The 25,996-nt window shown below is 64.9% G+C and carries 25 protein-coding genes; 14 read left to right on the forward strand and 11 right to left on the reverse strand.

Annotated features, from left to right (window positions below; genetic code table 11):
* Positions 1–16 precede the first annotated feature (16 nt).
* Both HK353_RS05220 and HK353_RS05225 read right to left on the reverse strand, forming a co-directional pair.
* Entirely contained in the window at positions 17–487 is a 471-nt protein-coding gene (locus HK353_RS05220) for an Rv3235 family protein (RefSeq protein ID WP_173153408.1), read from the reverse strand.
* The gene (locus tag HK353_RS05225; RefSeq protein ID WP_173153411.1) at positions 484–1,377 is read right to left on the reverse strand and encodes a LysM peptidoglycan-binding domain-containing protein; all 894 of its coding nucleotides are present in this window, start codon (positions 1,375–1,377) and stop codon (positions 484–486) included. The genes HK353_RS05220 and HK353_RS05225 overlap by 4 nt, the downstream gene beginning before the upstream one ends.
* A 149-nt stretch (positions 1,378–1,526) precedes the next feature.
* Between HK353_RS05225 and HK353_RS05230 the strand changes: the two genes are divergently transcribed.
* Positions 1,527–2,042 carry a hypothetical protein gene (locus HK353_RS05230; RefSeq protein ID WP_173153414.1) on the forward strand — a complete coding sequence of 172 codons (516 nt, stop codon included), beginning with the start codon at positions 1,527–1,529 and terminating at the stop codon, positions 2,040–2,042.
* A gap of 37 nt (positions 2,043–2,079) precedes the next feature.
* Here the strand turns inward: HK353_RS05230 and HK353_RS05235 are convergent, their stop codons facing one another.
* On the reverse strand, positions 2,080–2,301 hold the full coding sequence (locus tag HK353_RS05235; RefSeq protein ID WP_025780784.1) for a helix-turn-helix domain-containing protein: 222 nt from the start codon (positions 2,299–2,301) through the stop codon (positions 2,080–2,082).
* A 159-nt stretch (positions 2,302–2,460) separates the two neighbouring features.
* Here HK353_RS05235 and HK353_RS05240 point away from each other — a divergent pair, with 159 nt between their 5' ends.
* From HK353_RS05240 to HK353_RS05250, 3 genes are read left to right on the forward strand one after another with little or no spacing between them, the layout of a single operon-like run.
* Positions 2,461–3,108, forward strand: coding sequence for an SAF domain-containing protein (locus HK353_RS05240; RefSeq protein WP_173153417.1), 648 nt, complete (start codon positions 2,461–2,463; stop codon positions 3,106–3,108).
* A complete protein-coding gene (locus HK353_RS05245) occupies positions 3,108–4,385 on the forward strand; it encodes a CpaE/TadZ family protein (protein ID WP_173153421.1) in 1,278 nt (425 codons plus the stop codon). Before HK353_RS05240 ends, HK353_RS05245 begins: the two co-directional genes overlap by 1 nt.
* A 10-nt stretch (positions 4,386–4,395) precedes the next feature.
* The gene (locus HK353_RS05250) at positions 4,396–4,872 is read left to right on the forward strand and encodes a DUF6912 family protein (RefSeq protein WP_173153424.1); all 477 of its coding nucleotides are present in this window, start codon (positions 4,396–4,398) and stop codon (positions 4,870–4,872) included.
* 20 nt (positions 4,873–4,892) lie between these two features.
* Here the strand turns inward: HK353_RS05250 and HK353_RS05255 are convergent, their stop codons facing one another.
* Complete coding sequence (locus HK353_RS05255) at positions 4,893–5,357, reverse strand: DUF2505 domain-containing protein (protein WP_173153426.1); 465 nt, start codon at positions 5,355–5,357, stop codon at positions 4,893–4,895.
* Between the two features lie 141 nt (positions 5,358–5,498).
* Here HK353_RS05255 and HK353_RS05260 point away from each other — a divergent pair, with 141 nt between their 5' ends.
* Complete coding sequence (locus tag HK353_RS05260; RefSeq protein WP_342589822.1) at positions 5,499–10,379, forward strand: NAD-glutamate dehydrogenase; 4,881 nt, start codon at positions 5,499–5,501, stop codon at positions 10,377–10,379.
* A gap of 203 nt (positions 10,380–10,582) precedes the next feature.
* Positions 10,583–12,097, forward strand: coding sequence for a sensor histidine kinase (locus HK353_RS05265; RefSeq protein ID WP_173154366.1), 1,515 nt, complete (start codon positions 10,583–10,585; stop codon positions 12,095–12,097).
* Positions 12,098–12,309: 212 nt separating this feature from the next.
* Here the strand turns inward: HK353_RS05265 and HK353_RS05270 are convergent, their stop codons facing one another.
* Positions 12,310–12,558 carry a WhiB family transcriptional regulator gene (locus HK353_RS05270; RefSeq protein ID WP_009374875.1) on the reverse strand — a complete coding sequence of 83 codons (249 nt, stop codon included), beginning with the start codon at positions 12,556–12,558 and terminating at the stop codon, positions 12,310–12,312.
* Positions 12,559–12,841: 283 nt separating this feature from the next.
* On the opposite strand from HK353_RS05270, the gene HK353_RS05275 reads away from it, so the two are divergent.
* From HK353_RS05275 to HK353_RS05290, 4 genes are all read left to right on the forward strand, one after another.
* A complete protein-coding gene (locus HK353_RS05275; RefSeq protein ID WP_173153429.1) occupies positions 12,842–13,393 on the forward strand; it encodes a gamma carbonic anhydrase family protein in 552 nt (183 codons plus the stop codon).
* Positions 13,394–13,520: 127 nt separating this feature from the next.
* On the forward strand, positions 13,521–14,945 hold the full coding sequence (locus HK353_RS05280) for an NAD(P)H-quinone dehydrogenase (protein WP_173153433.1): 1,425 nt from the start codon (positions 13,521–13,523) through the stop codon (positions 14,943–14,945).
* Positions 14,946–15,048: 103 nt separating this feature from the next.
* Positions 15,049–15,246: a hypothetical protein gene (locus HK353_RS05285; RefSeq protein ID WP_173153278.1), complete on the forward strand. Its 198-nt coding sequence runs from the start codon at positions 15,049–15,051 to the stop codon at positions 15,244–15,246.
* Positions 15,200–16,156, forward strand: coding sequence for an RNA polymerase sigma factor (locus HK353_RS05290; RefSeq protein WP_173153436.1), 957 nt, complete (start codon positions 15,200–15,202; stop codon positions 16,154–16,156). Before HK353_RS05285 ends, HK353_RS05290 begins: the two co-directional genes overlap by 47 nt.
* A 73-nt stretch (positions 16,157–16,229) precedes the next feature.
* Here the strand turns inward: HK353_RS05290 and HK353_RS05295 are convergent, their stop codons facing one another.
* From HK353_RS05295 to HK353_RS05305, 3 genes are all read right to left on the reverse strand, one after another.
* Positions 16,230–18,041 carry an acetyl/propionyl/methylcrotonyl-CoA carboxylase subunit alpha gene (locus HK353_RS05295; protein ID WP_173153439.1) on the reverse strand — a complete coding sequence of 604 codons (1,812 nt, stop codon included), beginning with the start codon at positions 18,039–18,041 and terminating at the stop codon, positions 16,230–16,232.
* A gap of 123 nt (positions 18,042–18,164) precedes the next feature.
* Positions 18,165–18,893, reverse strand: coding sequence for a Maf family protein (locus HK353_RS05300; RefSeq protein ID WP_173153442.1), 729 nt, complete (start codon positions 18,891–18,893; stop codon positions 18,165–18,167).
* A complete protein-coding gene (locus HK353_RS05305) occupies positions 18,890–19,921 on the reverse strand; it encodes an SGNH/GDSL hydrolase family protein (RefSeq protein WP_342589823.1) in 1,032 nt (343 codons plus the stop codon). The genes HK353_RS05300 and HK353_RS05305 overlap by 4 nt, the downstream gene beginning before the upstream one ends.
* A gap of 64 nt (positions 19,922–19,985) precedes the next feature.
* On the opposite strand from HK353_RS05305, the gene HK353_RS05310 reads away from it, so the two are divergent.
* A complete protein-coding gene (locus HK353_RS05310) occupies positions 19,986–21,398 on the forward strand; it encodes an AI-2E family transporter (protein ID WP_173153445.1) in 1,413 nt (470 codons plus the stop codon).
* Positions 21,399–21,450: 52 nt separating this feature from the next.
* Here HK353_RS05310 and greA read toward each other — a convergent pair whose 3' ends face one another.
* Complete coding sequence (greA, locus tag HK353_RS05315) at positions 21,451–21,945, reverse strand: transcription elongation factor GreA (protein WP_173153447.1); 495 nt, start codon at positions 21,943–21,945, stop codon at positions 21,451–21,453.
* Positions 21,946–22,195: 250 nt separating this feature from the next.
* Positions 22,196–22,621 carry a DUF4307 domain-containing protein gene (locus HK353_RS05320; RefSeq protein ID WP_139466807.1) on the reverse strand — a complete coding sequence of 142 codons (426 nt, stop codon included), beginning with the start codon at positions 22,619–22,621 and terminating at the stop codon, positions 22,196–22,198.
* 124 nt (positions 22,622–22,745) lie between these two features.
* Here HK353_RS05320 and mca point away from each other — a divergent pair, with 124 nt between their 5' ends.
* Together mca and HK353_RS05330 are read left to right on the forward strand one after the other, a co-directional pair.
* Positions 22,746–23,756 carry a mycothiol conjugate amidase Mca gene (mca, locus tag HK353_RS05325; protein WP_173153450.1) on the forward strand — a complete coding sequence of 337 codons (1,011 nt, stop codon included), beginning with the start codon at positions 22,746–22,748 and terminating at the stop codon, positions 23,754–23,756.
* Positions 23,753–24,136 carry a hypothetical protein gene (locus HK353_RS05330; protein WP_173153453.1) on the forward strand — a complete coding sequence of 128 codons (384 nt, stop codon included), beginning with the start codon at positions 23,753–23,755 and terminating at the stop codon, positions 24,134–24,136. Before mca ends, HK353_RS05330 begins: the two co-directional genes overlap by 4 nt.
* A 106-nt stretch (positions 24,137–24,242) precedes the next feature.
* Here the strand turns inward: HK353_RS05330 and trhA are convergent, their stop codons facing one another.
* Positions 24,243–25,028: a PAQR family membrane homeostasis protein TrhA gene (gene trhA, locus HK353_RS05335; RefSeq protein WP_173153467.1), complete on the reverse strand. Its 786-nt coding sequence runs from the start codon at positions 25,026–25,028 to the stop codon at positions 24,243–24,245.
* A 103-nt stretch (positions 25,029–25,131) separates the two neighbouring features.
* Between trhA and HK353_RS05340 the strand changes: the two genes are divergently transcribed.
* Complete coding sequence (locus HK353_RS05340) at positions 25,132–25,893, forward strand: isoprenyl transferase (RefSeq protein ID WP_262775752.1); 762 nt, start codon at positions 25,132–25,134, stop codon at positions 25,891–25,893.
* The last annotated feature ends 103 nt before the right edge of the window (positions 25,894–25,996 follow it).

Here is a 25,996-nt window from a genome sequence, read left to right on the forward strand (position 1 = left end):
CCGAGCCCTCAGCGGCTCACATCGTCTGCAGCGCAGTCAGCGTCCACCGGGTGGTGAGCAGTTCCAAACGGACTGCCACCGCCCGGACGCGATTTGCGGCGGCGACGATGACTGTGACTTCGGCGATCTCGGGGCTGATCTGGCAGACGTGCGCCGTTCCCGGCCTCACCGTCCGAGCTCCGGGCACGGTCGCCCTGTGGGGAGCCACCTCGGCGCGCAGCTGACTGCGGTGGTCGATCTTCGCCAGCAGCTCCGGTTGGACCCATCGGGCGATCGTCTCACTGCGTCTGGCGCCCGAGAGGACTTCGAGGCAGGCTACCGCCAACGAGGTGGCCGTGGCCGCGATCCGCGCCCGGTCGTCCACGACGTCCTGGCCCCGGACCTGCCCGTCGACCCGGCGAGGGGGCGGTGCCGTGGACGACGGTGCGACCTCTCGCCGAGGCGGTGCCGACGCCTGCGGTCGGGTGAGGGTTAGTGGGGCGGTCATTTCTGGATCTCCAATCTCTGACCAGCGATGATGAGGCTCGGATCGGGGCCGATGGTGTCCTCGTTGGCAGCATAGACGTGCGCGACGAGCTGCGGGATCTCTTCATGGGTCTCGGCGAGATCGGCAGCGATCGACCACAGGCTCTCGCCTTGAGCCACAATATGTGTGGAAGTTCCAGGATCCGCAGGCTCGGCGGCATCGGCACTGCTGTCGCCCGGCTCATTCGGCTCCCTGCCGCGGTCGGACCCGCCTGACCGGTCCGATTCGCCGGACCCGTCCGACGACCGGTCGGTCGGTGGTGCTGAAGGCCCTTTGTCTGCGGGCGGCTCCGTGGGCCAACCGGGATCGGGTGGGTGGATTCGACCGGGTGGCTCGGATTCCTCACGGGGCTTGGCCCCGTCTGGCGACTGCTCATCCTCAGACTGCTCGGCATCGTCGGAGGAGTCCGCAGAGGGTTGATCATCGTCGATCGTCGGCCAGCCGGGATCGGCCGGGGCGGACGGAGTATGCGCAGACGGTGCAGAGACGGAAGGAGCCTGCGTGGACGATGCGGGGTCAGGACCGGGACCAGCGATCGTTGCTGCTTGAGCGGAGTGGACCACGAGGCCGGCCGAGACGATGGCAAGAACGCTCGACGCGAGTATCCGTGGCATCGCCTTGACGACCAATCCGGCAAGCGCCGACCGGAAACGACCGGAGGGAATCACCTGCAGCAGCAGGGCCAGCAGAGAGACGAGCCCGATCCGTGTGAACAGAAACACTCCGGTGCCGATGATGACGATGACGACGACGTCGCTGGTCGACCACGGCTGAGGCAACTGCTCCCACGCAGTGACGAACGAACCGAGCAGAACCAACCACGAACTCGCACATGCAATCAAGAGATACATCTAGACATCCTCCATTGGACATTGAAGATAATGATGCCGTTAGATACAGTTTGGTGTCAATGGATATGCTCTAACTACATCGTTGTAGTTCGGTGCATCTTCATTTCAAGTCTTGAAAGTGGACTACAGCTGGGGCAGGCTTGGCGATTATGGACGATCGCATCGATGCACTCCTGGCGGATATCGAAGCCGCCGACACGGCGGCACAAGCGCACGTCAGAAGAGGCGAATTCGGCGAGGAGGTGACCGGTCAGGCGGCCGAGAGAACTCTGCTCGAACGGATGCGCGGGGCGCTGGGATCGACGGTGCAGGTGACGCTGCCGGGGCGAAGCATCACAGGAACGGCGTGCTTCCTCGGTCGGGACATCATCGTCCTGGCCGGTGCGGAGGCCTCCGTGATCGCGATCAGGGCAGTTCGGGGATTCAGGCTGATCACGAGAGTGCATCGATTCGACGCCGGCGGGCTGGAGAGATTGGGCCTAGGATCGGCGCTGCGCCGCTGGTCAGCCGCCTATGAAGAGGTGTCGATCGATGTCGCCGACAGTGCGGGCAGCATTCGGGGACGCTGCGCACTCGTTGCTTCCGACTATGTCGAGATCGCCGGCAGGATCATTCCCTTCGCGGCGATCAATGCTGTCCACGCTCGGACGAATCCCTTCGGATGACTCGTCCATGATGGAGATCAGAACTGAATCGAGTGGCTCAGTCCTCGATGGAACCGGTCTTGATCTGGTACTCGGTGCGCTCGTACATGCGCTGGATATACGCTTCGATCTCGGACTTCTCGACCCGCCACTGGCCGCGCCCTCCGACTTTGATGGCGCGGAGATCGCCGGAGCGGACCAGGGCCCGAGCCTGTGCGATCGAGACATTGAGCAGCTCGGCCACATCGGTCAGCGGCAGGAAGCGACTTTCGACGGCCATGAGGTGACTTCTCCCATTCCAAATGTCCATCTGCCACCAGATGTCCATCTGCTTGTTGGTGCATTTGGCCAAAAACCTTGCTTTGGCATCGTTTGATGCCCAATATTATCACTGAGAAGCAGTTTCTGTCAGCGAAACTTCTGCGAATCTGGAGATGCAATGGAGCTCTCGAAAAGAATCCGACGCCCCCGCTGGACCGATGCGCGCCTCCTCGTCGGTGCGATGCTCGTCGTCCTCGCGGTCGTCGGAACCTACCTGCTCGTCACCTCGGCGAACTCGACCACCCGGGTCTGGGCGAGCGCACGCGCACTCGTCCCCGGTGAGATCCTCGAACCGGCCGACCTCACAGTGGCCGAGGTCAATCTCGCCGATCTCGGCAAGAAGTATCTCTCTGCCGATTCCGAACTGCCGACGAATACGAGCGTGCGCAGCGTCGTGGCGGCAGGCGAACTGCTGGCTGCCTCGGCAGTGGCGCCAGTGTCAGAACTCGAGGGGCGAGTCGTAGCCATCGACATCGCCGGCTCAGTCCCGAGCGTCGTCGACTCGGGCAGCCTCGTCGACGTCTGGGCGCAGCCGGAGCAGAACGGGCTCGACGATGACGGCGCACAGCCGGAGCAGATCGTCGATTCGGCCCCGGTCGCTCATATCAATCGAGACGTCGGCAGCTTCGGGGCAGGTGACGGCGCCCGCATCGAAGTGTTCGTCGGCTCTGTGGACCTGCCCGGCGTGCTTGCCGCACTCGACGGACGCAGCGTGCTCTCCGTGGTCGGAGCCCCGTCCGTTCCTGCCGATGAAAGCGAGCAGTGATGACACAGGTCCTGCTGGCGGTCGACTTCGAATACGACCTCATCCTCTTCGAGCTGCTCAGTGAGATCAACGACGTCACGATCGTCGCGCGCCCCGCCGACGAGGTGGAGCTGCTGGCACACTGCCGCACCGGCGGAGCCGACGTCGTCATCATCGGCCGCTACTTTCCCGGCCTCGACGCGGAGGTGGTTGCCGCGATCACGGCCTCCGGTGCGAAGGTGCTCGGATTCGGCGACGACGCGCACGCCCTCGAAGCAGTCGGCATCAGCGCAGTCGTCGCAACGGACGCCGACGCGACGGCGATGGCCGCGGCGATCGACGACCTCCGTGCCTCCACCGTGGTCCCGCCGCGCCCGATATCGCCGCCGGGGCCGGTCGGAGGAGCGGGAACGATCATCACGGTCTGGGGGACCGGTTCGTCGCCCGGACGCACTCTCACTGCCGTCAACCTCGCTGATCAGGCCTCCCGTCAGGGCAAGCGCAGCGTCGTCGTCGACGCTGACACGGTCTCCGGCATGGTCGCGTCCACCCTCGGGCTGACAGAGGAATCTTCGCATCTGGCCAGCCTCTGCCGGTCGCAGTCGGACCCGGTCGGGCGCTTCGGCGCGCATGCGGTGCCGCATGCATCGATCCGTGAGAGCTTCCATGCGGTGACCGGGCTGACTCGGCCCGAGAGGTGGCCGGAGATCCGTGCCTCCGTCCTCGAGTCTGTGCTCAAACGCCTGGCCAAGGTCTACGATGTCGTCATCGTCGACGTCAGCGACCGCATCGATCCCGATGACGACCTCGCCGACCCCTTCTACGATCGACACTGCGCCACCCGTGCCGCGCTCGAGGCCGCGGATATCGTGCTCGTCCTCGCGGCAGGGGAGCCGATCGGCCTGCAGCGACTGGTCAAACTCCTCGGCACACCACGGGCCGAGGCGGTTCGCGAGAAGATGCGGCTGGTGATCACGAAGGTACGCTCGAGTGCGGTCGGCCATCCCGCTGAGACGCGGATCAGTGAAGTCCTCGACCGATTCGTCCGGATCACTCCGGACTTCATTCTCAGAGATGACCGGCCCACGGCCGATGCGGCGATGCTCGCCGGCCACACCCTGCACGAGCAGAATCCCCGGTCCGTCCTCGTCGGGGACCTTGCGGCGATGATCGACGAGCTGCTGCCGGGTCGCCGCCGTTCCCGCAGATCCGTCGGAGGCCGTGACCGTCGCGGCGCCGCCCGCCGCGGACGCCCACAGAAAGTCAGGGTGAGCCAGGGGAGCGGACCACAGGACTAGGATGAGGGGCATGGCCATTCGCTGCTACATTCCCACCACCCTGACCGCGCTGCGTTCGACGCTGACCGACGTCCGCGCCGTCGCCCCCGACGCTCAGGGGCGCAGCCTGCGCGGTGAGGAGTTCGAATCCGCTGAATTCGACGCCATGTGCATCGCCGCGGCCCTGGCCGCGAACGCGGTGTTCGCTCCCGTTGAAACCGAGACCGGCGCCGAGGCGGCTCCCGAGCGGCGTGTCATCGTGGCCTATGACGCCCCCGAGCCCAGCCCGGCCGCGCCGCTGACCGAGGGCTTCGAGCTCATCACCCTTGCCGATGTCGACATGGCCCGGGTTGCGAGCTTTCACCTCGATGAGGACGCCGTCTGGGATGAGGCGGTGCAGCTGGCCGAGGACACAGACTCCAGCGCAGCAGAGGACCACCTGGGCGCTTCCGATCTGCTGTGGTACGACTCTTCCGAACTGGAGCAGCTGCTCGGCGACCAGGCCTGAACCGACGCCGGCCCCCGGGATCAGGCGGATTCGAAGCGGCGCAGCCGGTCGCTCAGGCGCTTCTTCAGGATCGGGACCACAGCCTGTTCGATCATCGCCCCGAACATCGGGATCGACGAGCTGATCTCGGCATGAGCGGCCAACTTCGTCACTGACTCGACCTCGCGCAGCTCGAGGACCGCATCGATCTCGACCGGGACGCCTGCGGCGCGTGCAGACATGCGGATCTCTGCCTCGTCACCGAGGACATCCCCGGGAATCATGTACACCTCGACCAGCACCGTGTTGTCGGGAAGCCGAGAGGCCAGAGCCGACGGCAACTCGGCCTTGGGCATCGGGGTCCGCACGGTCATCTCCGTGTCGGGGTCGATGTATTCGGCACTGGCCTCGGAGCCGAGCTTCTCCCACACGTCGGGGTCGGCAAGTTTGGCCAGGAATGTCGACAGATCAACCGAATAGTCATGATTGAGAGTCAGAGATCGCATAGCTCCAGTTTGCCAGCCAATGAACCCTACTTCACCGTAGGCCGCTCGGCGTGCCTTTCTCGATATTTGGGCATAGTGTGGGGAATGACGATTCGACGTCGAATCGCGTGGCGAATGCTCGTTGATCATAGAGGTGAAGCAGTGACTCAGGTCTCAATTTCGAACGTTGCAGAAGAGTGGAGAAAACAGAGGGGGCAATCGGCTCCCGACAACTTCCTCGATGCGTATTATCCGCGGTTCGAAACAGGGGCGACCGATCCCGAGGCCTACGCGGCTGCGGCGGCCCGTCACTTCGCGCTCGGCACCGAATACGACGGGCAGAGACCGGCGATCGCGATCTACAATCCGAGCGTCGACTCGCCGGAGTTCAGCGACAACCACACGGTCATCGCCATCGTGCTCGCCGACATGCCCCATCTCGTGTCCTCGATCGTCAGTGACCTCGCCGCCAACGGCAGGGCGATCCGCCGCGTCCACCACCCGATCATCACAGTCACCGGCAACGGACCGGACGAGAAGATCCTCTCCCCGGCAGAAGCCCCCGCACTCAGTGCGGACACGGCGAGCATTCCGACGGTGTCCGAAGATCCTGCCGGCAGCGAGGACGGCGCCCCACAGCAGCAGTCCTGGATCCGCCTCGAGATCGACCGCATCTCCGAAAGCGACTTCGGTGCACTCGAAGAGCGCCTGCGCGGAGTCCTCGACTACGTGGCCGCGGCAGCGCGCGACGCCCAAGCGATGGCCGCGAAGGCCAAAGACATCGCCGCCGAGCTGAGCGCACACGCGCCGCGCCCGGAACTGGCTTCCGAAGCCGAATCCGCCGCCGCCCTGCTCACCTGGCTCGACGGACACTTCACTTTCCTCGGCTACCGCGAATACGACTACACCCACGACGCCGAGCACAGCAGCCTCGAACCGATCGAGGACACCTCGATGGGCATCTCGGCCCTGCGCCCTCTCGTGAAGTCACCGCTCAGCCGGGCGGTCGCCGACAAGGCGCTGGAACCGCATGTGCTCGTGCTGACGAAGGCGAACTCCCGCTCCCGCGTCATCCGATCCTCGTTCATGGACTACATCGGCGTGAAGACCTTCGATGCCGACGGTGAGATCGTCGGCGAGCGGCGCTTCGTCGGAGTGTTCAAACCCGAGTTCTACAACGACAGCGTCCTCAACATCCCGGTCATCGACAGGAAGGTCGCGAAGATCCTCTCGGCCAGCGGATTCCCCACAGGGTCCCACTCGGCCAACGAACTTCTCGGCGTTCTCGAGAACTATCCCCGCGAGGACCTGCTCCACGAGGACACCGAGGAGATCTATGACGTCGTCATGGAGATCGTCGACATGCAGGAGCGCCGGGAGTCCCGCGTGTTCGTCCGCACCGACCCGTACCAGCGCTTCGTCTCCGTCATCCTCTACCTCCCGCGCGACCTCTACAACACCGACGCCAGAGTGCGCGTGCAGGAAGTGCTGCGCGAGTTCTATAACGCCGAGAGCGTCGACTTCGATGTGCTGCTGAGCGAATCCGCGCTGGCCCGCATCCACTTCGTGGCCCGCGTCGCCCGTGACTGCGAACTGCCGCAGATCGGCGCCGACGAGGTCGAGGCACGCATCGTCGGAGCCGTTCGCTCCTGGTCCGAAGACGTCCACGCGTTCCTCGTCCCCGCCGAGACCGGCGACTCCGGCGCCTCGCATGCCCGGGCCGACCTGTGGGCTAAGGCGTTCCCTCCCAGCTACGGCGAGCACCACACCCCCGCCGAGGCGGTCGCCGACGTCGGTCGGTTCGAAGCCCTCGACGCCGGTCACGGCCCGGCGGTGCGCCTCTACCGTCCCGAACAGAGCACCGACGCCTCCGTGCGCCTCGTCCTCTATCGTCGTGACCGGGTCAGCCTGTCCGAGGTCCTGCCCTTCCTCACAGCTTTCGGTGCCGACGTCGTCGACGAACGTCCCCACGAACTCGACCTCGCCGACGGAACGCATCGGTACATCTACGACTTCGGACTCAGCTTCTCCGAAGAGCTGGCCGATGACGACTACGACCGCATCGCCGAGGCCTTCATGGCCGGCTGGGACGGCAAGAAGGAAGCGGGGGTCTTCGACCGCCTCGTCGTCGCCGGACTCTCCTGGCAGCATGTGACGATCATCCGCGCACTGGGCAAATACCTGCGCCAGGCGGGCTTCACCTATTCCGACGCCTATGTCGGTGAGGTCTACAGCGACAACCCGCAGATCTCGAAGCTGCTCGTCGACTACTTCTCCGCCAAGTTCGATCCCGACGTCGACGACGCCGGACGCGAAGCGACGATGACCGAGATCGACGACGCGATCGAAGCCGCCCTCAGCGAAGTGGCCAGCCTGGACGCCGACCGTGTGCTGCGCTCCTCGCTGGAACTGCTGCGGGCGACCCTGCGCACGAACTACTACATCGACGAATCCGGTGCTCTGCCCACCGCCCTCGTGCTCAAGATCCGACCCGACGAGCTCAGCTTCGTGCCGAAGCCGAAGCCGGCTCTGGAGATGTGGGTGTATTCCCCGCAGGTCGAGGGCGTGCACCTGCGTTTCGGCACCGTCGCCCGCGGAGGGCTGCGCTGGTCGGATCGTCGCGATGACTTCCGCACCGAGGTCCTCGGCCTCGTCAAGGCCCAGATGGTCAAGAACGCGCTCATCGTGCCGACCGGGGCGAAGGGCGGATTCTTCCCCAAGCAGCTGCCGCCGATGAGCGATCGGGACGCGTGGATGGCCGCCGGTCAGGCCGCTTACGAGGTGTTCATCGAAAGCATGCTCGAGGTTGCGGATAACCTCACCTACGGCAGCGACGACTCCAGCGTGGTCGTCCACCCCGACCGTGTCGTCCGCCACGATGGAGACGACTACTACCTCGTCGTCGCCGCCGACAAGGGCACGGCACGGTTCTCCGATGTGGCCAACGCGATCGCCGAACGCCGCGGATTCTGGCTCGGCGACGCCTTCGCCTCCGGCGGATCTGTCGGCTACGACCACAAGGCGATGGCCATCACCTCCCGGGGCGCGTGGAAATCCGTCGAACGCCACTTCCGCGAACTCGGACTCAACACTGCCGCCGAGGACTTCACCGTCGTGGGCATCGGCGATATGAGCGGCGACGTCTTCGGCAACGGCATGCTGCGCAGCGAGCACATCCGCCTCGTCGCGGCCTTCGACCACCGGGACATCTTCCTCGATCCGAACCCCGACGCAGCCCGCAGCTTCGTCGAACGCCAACGGCTCTTCGACCTGCCGCGTTCGAGCTGGCAGGACTACGACCGGGACCTCATCTCCTCCGGCGGCGGAGTCTTCTCCCGATCGGCGAAGTCGATCGACCTCAGCCCCGAGGCCGCCTCGGTGCTCGGAGTCGAACCCGGAAAGCGCAGCCCCGCCGACCTCATGTCGGAGATCCTCAAGGCACCTGTCGATCTCCTTTACAACGGCGGAATCGGCACTTATATCAAGGCCTCGAGCGAGAGCCACGCCGATGTCGGGGACAAGTCCAACGACGCCATCCGCATCGACGGCGCCGATGTGCGGGCGCGGGTGATCGGCGAAGGCGGCAACCTCGGTGTGACACAGCTGGGACGTGTCGAGGCCGCCCTGGGCGGCGTCGAGGTCAACACCGACGCCGTCGACAACTCGGCCGGCGTCGACAGCTCCGACCACGAGGTCAACATCAAGCTGCTCCTGCGCACGCTCCTGCACAAGGGAGCCTTCGCCGCCGAAGAGCGGGAGGCGGTCCTCCACTCGTTCACCGACCAAGTGGCCGACCGGGTGCTGGCGAACAACTACTCGCAGAACGTCGTCCTCGGCGAGGCTCGGGCCCAGACGGAATCGATGTCGGGCACCTATGGCCGGCTGCTGGGCTACCTGGAGAAGAACGCCGATCTCGACCGGGCGGTCGAATTCCTTCCCAACGCCGACGAACTGGCCAAACGCGAGTTCAGCTACTACGTATCGCCCGAACTCGCCGTGCTGCTTGCCTATGTGAAGATGCACGCCGCCGATGAGGTTCTCGCCAGCACCGTGCCGGACGAGGCGTGGATGCGTCGCGAACTCGTGTCCTACTTCCCGGACGCCCTGCAGGAGAAATACGGCGAACTCATCCCCGAACACCCGCTGCACCGGGAGATCGCGACGGCGAAGCTCGTCAACCGGCTCGTCGACCGCGGCGGACTGACCTACATCTACCGGATGTTGGAAGAGACACCGGCGTCGGTGCCGCAGATCGCACGCGTGTTCGTCGTGGTCTCGGAGATCTTCGGACTCGATGACTTCTTCGACGCCGTGTGCGCACTCGACAACCAGGTGACGACCGAGGTGCAGGTGAAACTCCAGCACGACTATGTGCGCCTGCTCGATCGCTCCTCGCGCTGGCTCGTGCAGCAGGCGCCGGACAGCCTCGACGTCGATTCCGGCATCGAGATGTACGGCAAGGTCGTCGAAGCTCTGCGCTCCCGGGTCCCGGACCTGGTCGACGGCTACGACGCAGAGACCATGAAAGCGACGGCGCAGAGCTACATCGACGAAGGTGTGCCGAGTGAACTCGCGTGGCGCTCCGCCGCCCTGCTCGACGAGTTCGTGCTGCTGGACATCACTCAGCTGGCCGCTCGGGCGAACGAATCCGCCGAGGATGTCGCAGAGGTCTACTACGCCGTGAACGAACGCTTCTCCGGCTCGCAGATCCTCACCCTCATCGGTGAGCTCGATCGCAGCGACCGCTGGTCGGCGTTGGCCCGCGGATCCATGCGCGACGACTACTACGCCGCGATCCTGTCGGTGACCGGAACGGTTCTGGCCGCCACGGATTCGCCGATCTCCGGAACCCCGGACGAACGAGCGAAGCAGCGGCTGGCCGAATGGCTCGAACGCAACGAGACTGTCGTCGGGCGGGTGCTGGAGACGACGGAGACGATCCTCGGACTCGACTCCGTCACCCAGGCGCCGCTGTCGGTGCTGCTGCGCTCGCTGCGGTCGATGGTCCGCTCCTCGGCCTGGGAGAGCGAACACAACGGCTGAGGCTGATTCCGGTCGCGGTCGACAACACAGGCGGCCGCGACCGGCAGGGCGACCACGATCGGCCGGTCGGTTAGGATCGTTCGGACACGGTCGCCTCGGCGGGCCCGAATGCCGACCGATCAAGTGGTAGCGTCTGAACATCGACATCTCAGCAGATCCGCGGACAACGCGGGTCTGCTGATCTCACCTTGGAGGAACGTATGGTGCTCAACGAACTGCTCGCGGCCGAGGGCATTACGGATGAGTCAGACGTCGAACACATCCATCTGCTCGTCGGGGACTGGCAGCTGTTGGCGGACCTCTCCTTTGCCGACCTCGTGCTGTGGGTCCCGTCTCCCAGCGGTGCCTACACGGTCCTGGCGCATGCCCGATCGACGACCGGGGCGACACTGTTCAATCGGGACCTGATCGGAGCACGTGCGACCGGTCTGGAGAAGGAGCTGCTCGACCAGGCCAGCAGCACCCGCAGCTCTGTCTCCCACGTTGCCGCGGCTAGAGAGATGGGAATCAGCGCCGGATCCTCCGGCGTTGACATCCTCGCCGAGGCGGTGCCGATCATCCGCAGCGGCGAGGCCATCGCGCTCGTCGTCCGGTATTCGGAGGAGGTCCGACGCAGAGGTTCGTCTCGCCTGGAGAAGTACTACCGGGAGACGGCGATGGCTCTGATGCGCATGATCGTGCAGGGAACGTTCCCCGATCGCGATGCCCCGTCCGGGGCCCGGCACGGCGAACCGCGAGTCGGCGACGGCATCTTCATCCTCGACCGCGATTCGCATGTGCAGTATGCCTCCCCGAACGCCGTATCGCTCATGCACCGGCTCGGCTACGGAGGAGAGATCGAAGGCAGCTATCTCTCCGAGGTGGTCTCGAACCTCAGCGCCGAGCTGCGTCAGGTCGATGAGACGCTCCCGCTGGTGCTCACCGGGCGTGCCCCGTGGCGGACCGAACTCGAAGTCGGGCGCACGAGTGTGTCCCTGCGCGCGATTCCGCTGACGGACGAGGGCGAGCGCGTCGGTGCGATCGTCCTCGCCCGTGACGTCTCCGAGATCCGCCGCCGCAAACGTGAGCTGCTCTCACGCGACGCGATGATCAAGGAGATGCACCACAGGGTGAAGAACAATCTGCAGACCGTGTCCGCCCTGCTGCGGCTGCAGACCCGCCGCATCGACAGTCCCGAGGCCAAGGGTGCGCTGACCGAGGCGATGCGTCGGGTCTCGATCATCGCCGTGGTCCACGATGTGCTCAGCCAAGGCGTCGAATCCGAAGTGGACTTCGACGAAGTCGTCGATAAGGGACTGCGGCTGACTCCTGAGCTGACCAGCCCTCTGGTGCATATCGAACTCAAACGGTGCGGAAGCTTCGGAACCATCTCCTCCGCCGATGCCACCTCCCTGGCCCTGGCCATCACGGAGCTGATCACGAACGCGATCGAACACGGATTCCCCACCGAGAACCTGGAGAGCCTGGAACCGGGGGAGACGCTCAACGGCCATGTGTGGGTGACCCCGGAGCGCAACGGCGACCACCTGAGCGTGACGATCGCCGATGACGGCATCGGGTTGGGAGAGACGCAGAATCCGGGCAATGGTCTGGGCACGCAGATCGTGCGCACCCTGGTCTCGGCCGACTTGGCAGGTTCGATCCAATGGCAGGCGCGCGAAGGCGGCGGAACAGTCGCCGTCCTCGATGTTCCGCTGCGCCCGGACTCCTACGACTGAGCGAGGCCCGTCGGACCGACCCGCAGAGCTGCCAAGCTCCGGCGTCGGTCGATATTCGGCCGGATGCCCGTCCGCACCCACGACTGAGTCCCTTGTTCCGACGACGAACATTCGCCGTCGGAACAAGGGACTCAGTCTTCGGTGCAGGTGTGACTGGTGATTCAGTTATGGCTTCGGCAGTCCAGCGGACCGCCTTCTCAATGGCCGGCGACTCAGCCGGCGCGGCGGGCGCGAGCGGCACGACGCTTGAGAGCGCGACGCTCGTCCTCGCTCAGACCGCCCCAGACTCCGGCATCCTGACCGGATTCGAGGGCCCACTGAAGGCAGGTCTCTGCGACTTCACAACGGCGACAGACAGTCTTTGCTTCCTCAATCTGGAGCAGCGCGGGTCCGGTGTTGCCGATCGGGAAGAAGAGCTCCGGATCCTCATTGAGGCATGCTGCACGGTGTCGCCAATCCATGGTGACCTTTCGACGAATTCAGTGAACGCGGTTGACTACGCCCGAATTCCGGGCGTGCAACTCTCACAGTCAAGGTTCACATAACGCAATTGGGCGCACAAGGGTCCGGCAGTGTGAAATTTCTGACAAGAATTTTCACCATTGTCCTGCTATGAGGGCAATCGCGCAAATCGGTCCGCGATTCGTCTTTTCGGACCTGTCTGAGCCTCTCCGCCTAGACTGTCAGTCACATGCAGACAGCAGGTGAATGCGCACCGACGCCTTGTGAACCAATGGAGGACTCATGACCAACGATCTCGCCAGCCCACGCATCGTCTCCGTCGGCGGACATACACCGCAGATCGATCCGGATGCGTTCGTCGCGGCCGGTGCCACTCTCGTCGGCGACGTGCACGTGAGGAAGGGCGCCAGCGTCTTCTACGGCTGTGTTCTGCGCGCCGAGGCCGCCCCTATCACGATCGGTGAGGACTCGAACGTGCAGGACAACACCGTCATGCACACCGACGCCGGCAAACCCGTCGTCATCGGCGCCCGCGTCTCCATCGGCCACCAAGCGCTCGTCCACGGTGCCGTCGTCGATGACGATGTGCTCATCGGAATGCACTCCACAGTGCTCAACGACGCCCATATCGGCAGCGAATCCCTCGTCGCCGCGGGCGCCGTCGTCCTCGAAGGCACGCAGATCCCCGCACGGTCGCTCGTCGCAGGTGTGCCGGGGAAGGTGCGCCGGGAGATGACCGATGAAGGAGTGGAGAAGCTCCGGCAGAACGCCCAGTCCTATGTGCGTCTGTCGAGCCTGCACAAGGACACCGCCGAGGTGGTCGACCCGAACTGATAGGACCGTAGCCGGACCGATTGCGGACCGGTTCATGACCGACCCTCCAACAGATCCCAAAGGAACCATTCGGTCGATCCCCAGGGGGCCGTTCGCCAGCATCGTAGCGATTTGAGACAATCAGTATGTGAACACTGAATTTGATTCCACTGCAGATCGCGTCGTCATCATCGGCGGCGGCCCCGGCGGCTACGAAGCCGCGCTCGTCGCGGCTCAGCTCGGTGCCGATGTCATGCTCATCGAGCAGAATCGGTGCGGTGGTTCCGCCGTGCTCACCGACGTCGTGCCATCGAAGTCGCTCATCGCCACCGCGGAGATGATGGACGAGATCGAGCGCTCCGACGGGCTTGGAATCCGGATCGAGAACTCCGAGGACACCGATGCAGTTGCGCGCCGAGTCACCGCCGACCTCGAAGCGGTCAACAAGCGCATCCTCTCCCTTGCCGACGCTCAGGCCAACGACATCTACGAAGGCCTCATTCGGGCCGGTGTCAAAGCCATCCAGGGCAAGGCGACTCTGGCCGGTCGCGACCAGGTCCATGTTGTCGAATCCGGCGGCACCGAGTACATCCTCGAGGCCTCGACGATCCTGCTCTCGGTCGGCGCCCACCCGCGTGAGCTGCCCACTGCGCAGCCTGACGGTGAGCGCATCCTCACCTGGACTCAGCTGTACGACCTCGACGAACTGCCCGAACACCTCATCGTCGTCGGCTCCGGTGTCACCGGTGCCGAGTTCGCTTCGGCTTATCGGGCACTGGGCACCGAGGTGACCCTCGTGTCCTCGCGTGAGAAGGTCCTGCCCGGCCAGGACGAGGACGCAGCCGATGTGCTCGAATTCGTCTTCCGCAACAAGGGCATGAATGTCCTCTCCCGCTCCCGCGCCGCCTCGGTGACTCGCACCGACGACGGAGTCGAAGTGGTGCTCGCCGATGGTCGCCGTGTCGAAGGATCCCACTGCCTCATGGCCGTCGGTTCGATTCCGAACACCGAAGGTCTCGGCCTGGAGAAGGCCGGTGTCCGCGTCAGCGAGTCCGGACACATCGTCGTCGACGGCGTCTCGCGGACCTCGCGGGCCGGAATCTACGCAGCCGGTGACTGCACCGGTGTGCTGCCGCTGGCCTCGGTGGCGGCGATGCAGGGACGGATCGCCATGAACCACGCGCTCGGCGACGCCGTGCAGCCGCTCAAACTGCGCAATGTCGCATCGAACGTGTTCACCGCACCCGAGATCGCCACCGTCGGCTTCACTCAGCAGAACTACCGCGAGAACCCGACGGACATCGATACCGTGATGCTGCCGTTGGACACGAACCCGCGCGCCAAGATGCTCGGCATCGAGGACGGCTTCGTCAAGATCTTCGCTCGGCGCGGGTCTGGCTCCATCCTCGGCGGAGTCGTCGTCGGTCCCCGAGCCAGTGAGCTCATCCTGCCGATCACCATGGCAGTGGAGAACCGGCTGACCGTCGATCAGCTTTCCGCCTCCTTCGTCGTCTACCCCTCGGTGAGCGGTTCGCTGACCGAAGCGGCACGGAAACTCCACCGTCACCTCTGAACCGTCGATCCGACGATCGCAGGAAAGTTTTTCTCCGCAGCTGTCGATCCGGTCGCTCCTCGACCGTCATCGTGGTGTCAGGCCGCCCGGCATGACATGAGGAATGACGAAGGAGAACGACTTGAAGTACGCACTTCTGCTCATGGGACGCACACAGGATCCTGACTGCGGTGAGGACGGCGGAGCGGACCCAGAAGAATTCATGGAATTCGACCAGGAGATCAGCGAGGACGACTGCGGGCGGCTGCTCGCTGATGGCCACGGCGAAGAACCGTGCCATCGATCTCATCCGCTCCGATGAGGTGCGCACCCGGCACCTCGCCCGCCTGCGCATCGAGGACGAACGCATCGTGCTCATCCTGCGCTTCCTCTCGGGGCTGACCACCGCCGAGGTGGCCGCCGGGTTCCTCATCGAGACCGCGACGATGCAGCAGCGGATCGTCCGTGCCAAGCAGCGGATCCTCAAGACCGGGATTCCTTTCGGCCGCCCCGCGCCCGCTGAACTCGGTGACCGGTTGCCCGGAGTGCTGCGCGTCCTCTATCTCATCTTCACTCAGGGCATCAACGCCACGGCAGGACCCGCACATACTCGAGTCGATCTGCAGCACGAAGCCATCCGGCTGGCCCGACTGCTCGTCGGATACCTGCCCGAGCAGACCGAAGCCCGTGGCCTGCTGGCTCTGCTTCTGCTCACACGGGCACGTGAGACCGCCCGTGTGACGCCGGATGGCCAGCCGGTGCCGCTGGCGGAGCAGGACCGCAGCCTGTGGGACTCACGCCTCATCGCCGAAGGGATCGGACTCGTCGACGTGGCCGCCGGCGAACCGGGAGCCGGGGCATTCACCATCCAGGCTGCGATCGCGGCCCTTCACGCCGACGCCGCGCGATTCGTCGACACTGACTGGAAGCAGATCCTCTTGCTCTATCGGGTGCTGTCCGGCCTCGATCCGTCGCCGGTCGTCGCTCTCAACACCGCGATCGTCCTCGGGCGGGTCTCGGGCCCCGAAGCGGCCATGAGCGCCCTGGACCAACTGGCCGACGATACGAAGCTGCTGCGTTACCGGCCCTTCCACATCGCACGGGCGATCACCCTCGACGAACTCGGTCGCACGGCGGAGGCAGAGGACGCCTATGCCGCCGGTCTGGAATGTCCCGGCAATGATGCCGAATCCGAATACATCACTGCCCGGATCACCGAGCTTAGACGGTGATCCGGGCAGGGACTTCTGTGCTCGTGACTCCTGACCTCAGGCCGCAGCGAACGGAGGCAGGCACCGGACCGGTTCAGCCGGCGAAGCGGATGATCGCCTCACCGGACTTCACCGAGGCGCCTGCGTCGACGAGCACCTCGGAGACGGTGCCGGAGTGACCGGCCTTGAGCGGCTGTTCCATCTTCATGGCCTCGATGACGGCCAGGGTGTCACCGGCTTCGACGGTGTCACCGGGGTTGACGGAGACGGAGACGATGGTGCCCTGCATGGGAGCGTTGAGCGCATTCGAATCGTCGGCGATCTTCGCGCCCTTGCGGCTGCTCAGCCCGCGCTTGCGCCGCGGCACGCTGGGGCTGGGGACATGACCGAGGTCCGAGATGACGTCCTTGGGGACCGAAACGGTCATGCGGCGGCCATCGACCTCGACCACAACGCTGAAGCTGTCGGTTGCAGTACTCATCTGTTCTCCTAGCTGTGGATCGACAAGCGGATTGACGAAAGCGGTTTCGAGCCAGTTGGTCCAGACCTTGAAATCGGTGGCGAAGGCCTGTTCGTTCACGAGCACCCGATGCAGCGGCAGCAGCGTCGAGACGCCCTCGATGCGGTATTCGGACAGCGCCCGGCGTGCTCGGGCCAGGGCCTCATCACGGGTGGCACCCGTGACGACGAGCTTGGCCAGCATCGGGTCGAAGTCCGTGCCGACGACGCTGCCTTCGCCGATGCCCGAATCCAGACGCACTCCGGGACCCGAAGGCGCGCGGTAGTTCTTCACTGCGCCGGTGGCGGGGAAGAACGTCGTGGGGTCTTCGGCGTTGATGCGGAACTGGAAGGAGTGACCGCGCACGGCGGGGAATTCGTCGGGCAGGGCCTCGCCCGAAGCGATGCGCACCTGCCAACCGACGAGGTCGACTCCGGTGACTTCCTCGGTGACGGTGTGCTCGACCTGGATGCGCGCATTGGCTTCCATGAAGATGATCGTGCCGTCCTCGCCGAGGAGGAACTCACACGTCGCTGCGCCGACGTAGCCGACGTGGGCGAGCAGGCGTGCCGAGGCTTCGGAGACGATGCGCTCCTGCTCGGCGGTGAGGAACGGAGCGGGCGCCTCCTCGATGATCTTCTGGTTGCGGCGCTGCAGAGTGCAGTCACGCGTGGACACGATCCGCACGTTGCCGTGGGCATCGGCCAGGCACTGGGTCTCGAGGTGACGAGGGCGCACGATCTGCTTCTCGATGAGGCACTCACCGCGCCCGAAGGCACTCTGCGCCTCGCGGGTCGCCGCAGTATAGGCGGCCTCGAGATCCTCGGCAGCGGCGCAGGCGCGGAAACCACGCCCGCCTCCACCGTGGACGGCCTTGACGACGACGGGGAATCCGATCCGGTCGGCCACCTCGGCGGCTTCTGTCAGATCGGCCACGGCGCCGTCGGAACCGGGCGCAACCGGAGCGTCGACGGCTTCGGCGACGGCACGGGCTCCGGACTTGTCACCGAGGAGCTCGATCGCCGCCGGGGGAGGACCGACCCAGATCAGCCCGGCATCGATGACGGCCTGAGCGAACTGCGCGTTCTCGGCCATGTAGCCGTAACCGGGGTGGACGGCATCGGCGCCGGAGCGCTTGGCCAAGGCGAGGATCTTCTCGATGTCGAGATACGTCTCCCCGGCTCCGGACCCGTCCAGCAGCCACGCGTCGTCGGCGAGTTCGACGAAGTCGGCATCGGAATCGGCGCGGGTGTACACGGCGACGGCTTTGATGCCGAGGTCGTGGGCGGCCCGGATGATGCGCAGAGCGATCTCACCGCGGTTGGCGATGAGGACTCGGCGGACGGCCCCGGTCGGAACAGTGGTGCTCAGTGCCGAGGTCGTGGAGTCGGAGAGGACTGTGGTCATGGTGCTCCTTTGTACGATCACAGAACAATTTAGAGAACAGCACCAAGGGTTTGTAGGACAGCGATAAAAAATTGGGACGAGAACTTCAATGTCCTCGGGCGTGTCACCGAACCAGAGACGAGTCTACCGCTTGAGAGCCCACAGATCGGGCCAGAACAGGCCCATGTCGGTGACCAATTCGCGCACGACGGGCAGGCTGAGGCCGAGCACGGTGAGGTGGTCGCCGTCGAGCCGGTCGACGAAGGCCCCACCGTAACCGTCGATGGTCAGCGCCCCGGCCACGTGGAAGGGCTCTTCGGTGGCGATGTACGCTTCGAGCTCCTCCGTGGTGGGTGAGCCGATGAGCACCGAGGTGGCCGACCGCTGCGAGCGCAGGGCGCCGAGTTCGAAGGGCGCCGAGTCGGTTCGGGCGGCATCATCGCCGCGGCCGTCATCTGAAGCCCGGTCGACTGCGCCGTTCGCCTGCTGCGCCCGCGTGAGCACGGCGACCGTATGGCCCGAATGCAGCTGTGTCCACTGGCCGGCGATCGCCGACCACACGGCGCGAGTGCGTTCGGCCGTTCCCGGTTTGCCGATGGCCTGTCCGTCGAATTCGAGCAGGGAATCCCCGGCGATGACGACCACGGTGCCCGCGCCGTCAAGAGTCGGGGGAGCAGACGCGGTGATCCGGTCGATGACCGCACGAGCCTTCGCCTCCGACAACGCTGTGGTGAGTTCGCCGACGGAACCGGTGAAATCGTCCTCGATGGCACGTTCGTCGACCTCGGAGACGATGATGACCGGGTCGATCCCGCCGTCCCGGAGGATCTGGCGACGTGAAGGGGACTGGGAGGCGAGGACGACAGGGATCACGAGGCTGCTTCCGAACGATTCGGGATCGGTTCGGGGCTGGCGTCTTCTGTCACCGCTGGTTCTTCGGCAACTGGCTGCGCCTCGGCACCGGTCCGCGCCTCGACATCCGAATCGTTCTGAGCCGCAGATTGCGCCCCGGTGCCGGGGACCAGTTCGTGACGGCGCGCGGTTTCGCCCTTCTCCGGGATGTCGAGGCTGCGGTCGACGACGACCGGTGCATCGATGCGTTCGGCGATCGCGGCCAGCAGCGTCGAGGACAGCTGCGCATAGCCGAGTTCGCTGGGGAATCGGCCCGAGCCGTTGAGCAGAGACCGGCGTGTCGTTCCGCTCAGCGATCCCGTCGACCGCAGCGGAACCGCACGCGCGGCCAGGGCAGCCAGCCATTGAGAGCCGGCGAGGACCCGAGAGGTTCGGCGCAGCGACGTCTTGAGCGGATCGCGCAGTCCCGGCAGACCACCGAGATTGGGGCAGACGAGAACGAACACGGTGTAGCGGCCCTCGCGTTGGAGCCGGTTGATGGCCTGGTTGAGCACGGGCACGCCGATGGTCGCCTGGATCGGGTGGATGATGTCGCCGGTGCCGATCGAGATGATCGCGAACCGGCGGTCGTCGCTCCAGCGGTCCGAAAGCTGACGGGAGAGCCACGGCGAACGCAGGACTTCGTCGACCTGCCGGTGCAGATCATCCGACAGCGCCGAGGGGCGAGCGGTTGTCTGGACCCGGACGGTGGTGCCGAGCATCCGCGCCAGGCCTCTCCCGATGAGAGTCGGGGGCGCCTGCCCCGGGTCGACGTCGACCCCGCACAGCCAGGAGTCTCCGATGATGGCCAGCGCCGCGGAGTCGCCATCGTCGTTCTCACGCGGGGCGGCGACCGCCTCGGTGAAGGTGGAGAAGCGACGGTTCTTGTCGTCGTCGAAGGAACGGCGCAGCGATCCGGCCTGGTGGCGAAGCAGTCCCGCCGCCGAGGCACCCGCGCCGACGACCGTCGCACCCATGGTCGCCAGCGTATAGATCAAGCGTCTTCCCACTGATTTCCCTCCTCCGGCGTCATCATTGCACCTTTGTCAGTGCATCAACAACTATTGTTGAGTCATGAGCGAAAACGATCAGCAGCATCCTCCGAACCGATTCCGAGGGGCATGGGAGGCGTTCCGACGCGGACGCGGATCCTCTCACTCCGAGTCCGAACCCGACGTGACCACATCGCAGGCGGTCAGTCCCGAGGAGATCGCACTCAGCCGAATCGAAGCCGAGGCCAAACCGTATGTGGCTCCCGGTCTCAAGCTCGCCGCTGCGTGGTCGTGGCGGTCGATCGTCGTGCTCGTGGCGATCGGTGTGGCACTCTGGCTGCTGTCGAAGATCTCCAGCGTCGTGCTGCCCGTGCTCATCGCCCTGCTGCTGGCAGCGTTGCTCGCGCCCCTGACCGGATGGCTGAAGAAGAAGGGCGTGCCTCGAGGCGGGGCCGCCGCGATCTCCTTCATCGGGTTCATCGTCGTCGTGCTCGGACTCTTCGGCCTCGTCGGTCAGCAGATCTATTCCGGCATGCCCGACCTCGTCAAACAGGTCATCGCCGGTGTGTCCGGAATCAGCGGATGGCTGGCTTCGAGTCCTTTCGGCATCGATGCTTCGACGATCTCGAGCTATATGAACGATGCGATCGATACTGCCACGAAGTTCTTCCAGAACAACAGCAGCCAGCTCCTCGGCGGGGCATTGGAAGCCACTTCCTCGGTGGGCACCTTCCTCACCGGTATGGCCGTGTGTCTGTTCGCGACGTTCTTCTTCCTCTACGACGGGCAGAACATCTTCAGGTGGGTGATGAACCTGCTTCCGGTCCCGGCCCGTCCCGTAGCCACCGGTGCCGCGCTGAAAGGGTGGACGACTCTCGTGCAGTACGTGCGGGTCCAGATCCTCGTCGCCGCCGTCGATGCGATCGGCATCGGCATCGGCGCTGCGTTCCTGGGAATCCCGCTGGTCATCCCCATGACCGTGCTCGTCTTCCTCACCTCGTTCGTCCCTGTAGTCGGCGCCATCGCCTCCGGCGCGGTGGCAGTGCTCGTGGCGTTGGTCTCGAACGGTCTGGTCAGCGCCGTCATCATGCTCGCGGTTGTCATTGCCGTCCAGCAGATCGAAAGCCAGGTCCTCCAGCCGTTCCTCATGGGCAAGGCAGTATCGGTCCATCCGCTGGCTGTGATCCTCGCAGTCACCGGAGGCGGCTTCCTCTTCGGCATCGTCGGCGCTCTCTTCGCCGTTCCCCTGGTGGCCGTGCTCAACAGCGTCGTCAGCTATATCGTGCGCACGAACGCCGGTGATTCGGACGAGGACGAAGCGGAGGACGACGCCGAGGGCGACCCGGACGAACGCGAGGCCACTGCAGTCCTCGAGACGGCGAAGGAACGGCTCACCGATGCCGTCCACGAGTCCGCGGAAGTCGAGCGTGCATCAGGTTCCGGTTCGAGCGACTCCGGCGAGTCAGGAACGAAGGGTTCGCCTGATCCGAAGTGAATAGGTAAGTGGGCGGGTGCGATCGCACCCGCCCACTTCTGTTCGGTCTCGATCAGCCGGTGAAGGCTTCGACGGAATCGACCTTGACCTCGATGGTCTTGCCGTTCGGAGCCTCGTATGAGGTCTTGTCTCCGACCTTGACGCCGAGGACAGCCGCTCCGAGCGGCGACTTCTCCGAGAAGACGTCGATGTCGGAGTCTCCGGCGATCTCGCGGTTGCCCAGCAGGAATCGCATGGAGTTGCCGGCAACGCTGGCGGTCACGACGGTTCCGGGTGCCACGGTCTTGCCGTCGCTGTCGCTGGAGCCGACCTTCGCATTCTGCAGCAGCACTTCGAGCTGGCGGATGCGTGCTTCCTGTTTGCCCTGCTCATCACGCGCTGCGTGATATCCGCTGTTCTCCTTCAAGTCACCCTCGTCGCGGGCGGCTTCGATCTTCTCAGCAATCTCTGCACGACCCGGTCCGGAGAGATGCTCGAGTTCCTTCGACAGGCGGTCAAAGGCTTCCTGGGTCAACCATGTCTCTTCCTGGGTGACTTCCTCGGTCATGACTTCTCCTTCTTCGGTCGGTGCACTGACGGGCGTGTCAGGCAACGAAAAAACCGGGCGTATGGGCACGCCCGGAAGTTGAATGAAACTACAGTGTAACGCATCTGCGGAGAAAAACGATGAGTTCGATCACGTCCCCGGCCGTGAGGCGGAGGTTCGCGGCCGCAAGATGTGTTCCCGTGCGAGAACTATTCGAAGAGACTCGTGCGACCGGGTTCCTGTGCTTACACCAGGCGGTGGAAGGTTCGGCCTATTCGAACCAGCAGGAGTCCACGTGGCCGGAGGCGGCCAGCTGAGTTGTGGCCAGGTCCACGTCGATGCGCTTCGGCGAATTCGGATCGGCGTTCGGATCGGCGGGAACGGTGACCTCGGTGAATCCGACGATCGCTTCCTGCTCATTCGTGGCCTGGACGATGCAGTGCACGTCGCGTTTCTGATCAGGAAATATTCCGACGCTGACGCGCGTTGAAGAATCGTCGACAACCGAATAGTCAAGAGTGCGCGGTGTTGTGGGATTCGTCTGCGGGCGGAATGCCCAGACAGCGATGACGGCGACCACCACGGCGAGGACGATGACGGCGATGATCTTCGCCCGACGACTCAGCTCTCGCTTGGGTCTGCTGGTCCGGCCGTAGCGATCATCATGCAGTGGTGGTGCCACTGTTACCTCAGTCATTGAATTCCTCTTTAAGTACTTCGCGCACTAACCTAGAGTAGTCGATCCTCTGCCGGCGATCATGTCAGTCGCAGCGCCGGCAGCAGGTGGCCACCAGGCTGAAATCGAAAGGGACATTTAGGATATGACTTCGCTTCCGTACCATGGGCTGCGCCTGTTGGCCGTCCATGCCCACCCCGACGACGAATCCTCCAAGGGTGCGGCAACGAGCGCGAAGTACGCTTCACTGGGTGCCCGGGTGCTCATCGCCACCATGACCGGTGGCGAGGCCGGCGATATCCTCAACCCTGCTCTCCTGCAGAGCCCGAAGGCCAGCCGCGACATCGCCGGTCTCCGTCGGGAGGAGATGGCGACCGCTGCCGCAGCCCTCGGTGCCGAACATGTCTGGGTCGGTCACGTCGACTCGGGACTGCCCGACGGCGATTTCGACAACCAGACTCCTCCCGGATGCTTCTATCGGGTCCCCGACGAGGTGGCGATGCTTCCCCTCGTGCATATCATCCGCACCTTCCGACCTCAGGTGGTGACCACCTACGACGAGCTCGGCGGATATCCTCACCCCGACCACATCAAGAACCACGCCGTGACCATGGCCGCCGTCGAAGCCGCCGCAGATGCGACCGCGCATCCAGAGCTCGGCGAACCGTGGCAGGTGCAGAAGATCTACTTCAACCAGGACCTGTCGGCGAAGAAGTGGATCACGATCCACGAGAAGATGCTCGAGGCGGGACTCGAGTCCCCGTTCGCCGACCACCTCGAGGATTTCAAGAAGCGTGACAACCAGCGCCACAATTGGCTGAGCACCCGCATCTCCTGCTCCGAGTTCTTCTCTGCCCGCGATCGTGCGCTGCTCTCCCACGCCACTCAGATCGACCCCGAAGGCGGCTTCTTCTCCGCGTCCCGTAAGGCCGCTCGCACGTACTGGCCGACCGAAGAGTTCGAACTGGCTCTCGACCTCACCGGCCGAGAACCGCTGAACCGGGAACTGGACTTCCAGGAGACCGATCTGTTCGCCGCCGTGACCTTCGATGACGGTCGTCGCGTTCCCGACGAGGGGATGCTCCCGGACTCGCCGCCTGCCGACGACCTCGACGCTGATTACGCCGTCCCGACCGAAAGCGACACCCGCGCATGATCTTCGCGTCCTCTCCAGCCCCGACTCCGGACGGAGGCACACCGGACCCGGATCTGGTGACGCCTGGAACCATCGGCTTTCTGGCCACCCTCGCCATTGTCATCCTGACGATCTTCCTCATCCGGGACCTCATGCGTCGTGTCCGTCGGGTGCGGGCGCACTCGAGCGCCAGCGACGCCTACCCGATCCCGCTGCGCAGGCATGTGGTGCCCAACCAGTCGAAGCTCTCGGGGCCGGAGGTACCCGAACCGGAGACCGCTGAAAGCGACTCCGACGCAGCCGTCGATACCGGAGCATCCGATGCGGATCGCCGAGGCGGCTCGACGGAAGTGCCGACCGATTCCTCCGCATTCTCCGACGAACGGCATGAACGAGGCTGAGACTCTGAACCCCGAGGCCCTGAGGTCCTGAGCCCACAGACAACGGCGCGATCACCGATCGGTGATCGCGCCGTTGTCTGTCAGTGCGGATTCAGATGAATGGGGCTCAGTAGGCTGCGACGGCGGCGATGATGAGCGCGGCGAGGTGGCAGCCGTAGCCGAGGATCGTGAAGATGTGGAAGATCTCATGGAAGCCGAGCCACTTCGGTGAGGGATTCGGCCGCTTGATCCCGTAGATCACCGCTCCGGCGATGTAGCACACGCCGCCGAGGACGACGAGGAGACCGACGGCGAAGTTCGTGTCCCAGATCTGGGGAATGTATCCGACTCCGGCGACGCCGAACCCGACGTAGATGGGGACGAAGAGCCACCTCGGCGCGGTGGTGAAGATCGTACGGAAGGCAGCGCCGAGTGCGGCGGCACCCCACAGCACGGACAGCAGGAGGACTGCCTGGTCGGTGCGGAGCATCAGCACTGCCAGCGGTGTGTACGTGCCGGCGGTGATGAGGAAGATATTCGCGTGGTCGAGCCGCCGCAGGACGAGGCGGACGCGAGTGCGCCAGCGGCCGCGGTGATAGACGGCGGAGGTGCCGAAGAGCAGCATGCCGGTGACGGCGAAGATCGCGGCGGCGATGCGCGACTCAATGGTCGGGGAGATGATCACCAGTGCCAGGCCGCCGATCATCGCCAGAGGGAACGCCCCAGCGTGGAACCAGCCGCGCAGCTTCGGCTTGACCTGACCCGCCAACTTCGTCAATTCGGCGCGCAGTGCTGAGCGGCGACGGGCGATGCGGTGGTCATCGACGGGCGGAACATCATCCGCACCTGCTGAACCGACCGGCCCGGAGCCGTCGGGAACGACCGGAGAGGAATCGGTGAGCGAAGCATTCATAGCTCCATAGTAGCCAGCGGACCTGAGGCCTCATTCAGCATCGTCGGCTAGTAGTCTGTACAGTATTCGAACCGACCGACGACCCATGTGGAAGAGGACAGCTGTGGCGCGACCCGTGAACCTGCTCTATCGGCTGTACGAGCGACGGCTCAAACGTGAGCTCGACAAGTCGGTTCCGGTTCCACGACACGTCGGAGTCATCACCGACGGCAACCGCAGGTGGGCCAAGGAGTTCGGTGCGACGACCGCTGACGGTCACCGCGCCGGAGCGGCGAAGATCGTCGAGTTCCTCGGCTGGTGCCACGAGATCGATGTGGAGATCGTCACTCTCTACGTTCTGTCCAAAGAGAACCTCGCCCGCTCGGCAGAAGAGGTGTCGATCCTCATCGAGATCATCTCGGACCTGGTGGAGAAGATCGCCGCACTCGACGGCGTCGGCGTCCAGCTCGTCGGTGACCTCGACATCGTTCCCCCGGATCTGCGGGCCCGCCTGGAAGCGGTGACGACGACTGAGGACTGTGGAATGCGCGTCAACGTCGCCGTCGGCTACGGCGGTCGGCAGGAGATCGTCAATGCGGTGAAGTCCCTGCTGCGCACACGGACCGACGACGGCACGGACCTGGAGTCGATCATCTCCGAACTGTCGCCGGAGCAGATCGGCGAACATCTCTACACCAAGGGCCAACCCGATCCCGACCTCATCATCCGCTCCTCGGGAGAGCAGCGACTCTCCGGTTTCCTCATGTGGCAGAGCGCCTATTCGGAGTTCTACTTCTGCGAAGCCTATTGGCCGGACTTCCGCCGTACGGACTTCCTCCGAGCCGTGCGCGACTACGGTCTGCGGCAGCGGCGCTTCGGCAAATAGGCCGTGCCCGCCGCCAGTGAGACCTACCGGCCGTCTGACGGCGGAATCCCGCATTCACTCGAAGTTCATGACCCCGACTTGCCCGAGCACGCGTGCCGCTACC

The sequence above is a fragment of the Brevibacterium permense genome, from assembly GCF_013280495.1.
In the GTDB taxonomy this organism is placed as follows: domain Bacteria; phylum Actinomycetota; class Actinomycetes; order Actinomycetales; family Brevibacteriaceae; genus Brevibacterium; species Brevibacterium permense.

What these genes read in the sequence shown, in the direction of transcription:
- HK353_RS05295 (WP_173153439.1), bottom strand. Translation starts at nt 18,041, where the DNA reads ATGACCACAGTCCTCTCCGACTCCACGACCTCGGCACTGAGCACCACT.
- HK353_RS05275 (WP_173153429.1), top strand. Translation starts at nt 12,842, where the DNA reads ATGACCAACGATCTCGCCAGCCCACGCATCGTCTCCGTCGGCGGACAT.
- HK353_RS05270 (WP_009374875.1), bottom strand. Translation starts at nt 12,558, where the DNA reads ATGGATTGGCGACACCGTGCAGCATGCCTCAATGAGGATCCGGAGCTC.
- HK353_RS05330 (WP_173153453.1), top strand. Translation starts at nt 23,753, where the DNA reads ATGATCTTCGCGTCCTCTCCAGCCCCGACTCCGGACGGAGGCACACCG.
- HK353_RS05220 (WP_173153408.1), bottom strand. Translation starts at nt 487, where the DNA reads ATGACCGCCCCACTAACCCTCACCCGACCGCAGGCGTCGGCACCGCCT.
- greA (WP_173153447.1), bottom strand. Translation starts at nt 21,945, where the DNA reads ATGACCGAGGAAGTCACCCAGGAAGAGACATGGTTGACCCAGGAAGCC.
- HK353_RS05230 (WP_173153414.1), top strand. Translation starts at nt 1,527, where the DNA reads ATGGACGATCGCATCGATGCACTCCTGGCGGATATCGAAGCCGCCGAC.
- trhA (WP_173153467.1), bottom strand. Translation starts at nt 25,028, where the DNA reads ATGAATGCTTCGCTCACCGATTCCTCTCCGGTCGTTCCCGACGGCTCC.
- mca (WP_173153450.1), top strand. Translation starts at nt 22,746, where the DNA reads ATGACTTCGCTTCCGTACCATGGGCTGCGCCTGTTGGCCGTCCATGCC.
- HK353_RS05320 (WP_139466807.1), bottom strand. Translation starts at nt 22,621, where the DNA reads ATGACTGAGGTAACAGTGGCACCACCACTGCATGATGATCGCTACGGC.
- HK353_RS05310 (WP_173153445.1), top strand. Translation starts at nt 19,986, where the DNA reads ATGAGCGAAAACGATCAGCAGCATCCTCCGAACCGATTCCGAGGGGCA.
- HK353_RS05225 (WP_173153411.1), bottom strand. Translation starts at nt 1,377, where the DNA reads ATGTATCTCTTGATTGCATGTGCGAGTTCGTGGTTGGTTCTGCTCGGT.
- HK353_RS05285 (WP_173153278.1), top strand. Translation starts at nt 15,049, where the DNA reads ATGACGAAGGAGAACGACTTGAAGTACGCACTTCTGCTCATGGGACGC.
- HK353_RS05235 (WP_025780784.1), bottom strand. Translation starts at nt 2,301, where the DNA reads ATGGCCGTCGAAAGTCGCTTCCTGCCGCTGACCGATGTGGCCGAGCTG.
- HK353_RS05290 (WP_173153436.1), top strand. Translation starts at nt 15,200, where the DNA reads ATGGCCACGGCGAAGAACCGTGCCATCGATCTCATCCGCTCCGATGAG.
- HK353_RS05250 (WP_173153424.1), top strand. Translation starts at nt 4,396, where the DNA reads ATGGCCATTCGCTGCTACATTCCCACCACCCTGACCGCGCTGCGTTCG.
- HK353_RS05245 (WP_173153421.1), top strand. Translation starts at nt 3,108, where the DNA reads ATGACACAGGTCCTGCTGGCGGTCGACTTCGAATACGACCTCATCCTC.
- HK353_RS05255 (WP_173153426.1), bottom strand. Translation starts at nt 5,357, where the DNA reads ATGCGATCTCTGACTCTCAATCATGACTATTCGGTTGATCTGTCGACA.
- HK353_RS05240 (WP_173153417.1), top strand. Translation starts at nt 2,461, where the DNA reads ATGGAGCTCTCGAAAAGAATCCGACGCCCCCGCTGGACCGATGCGCGC.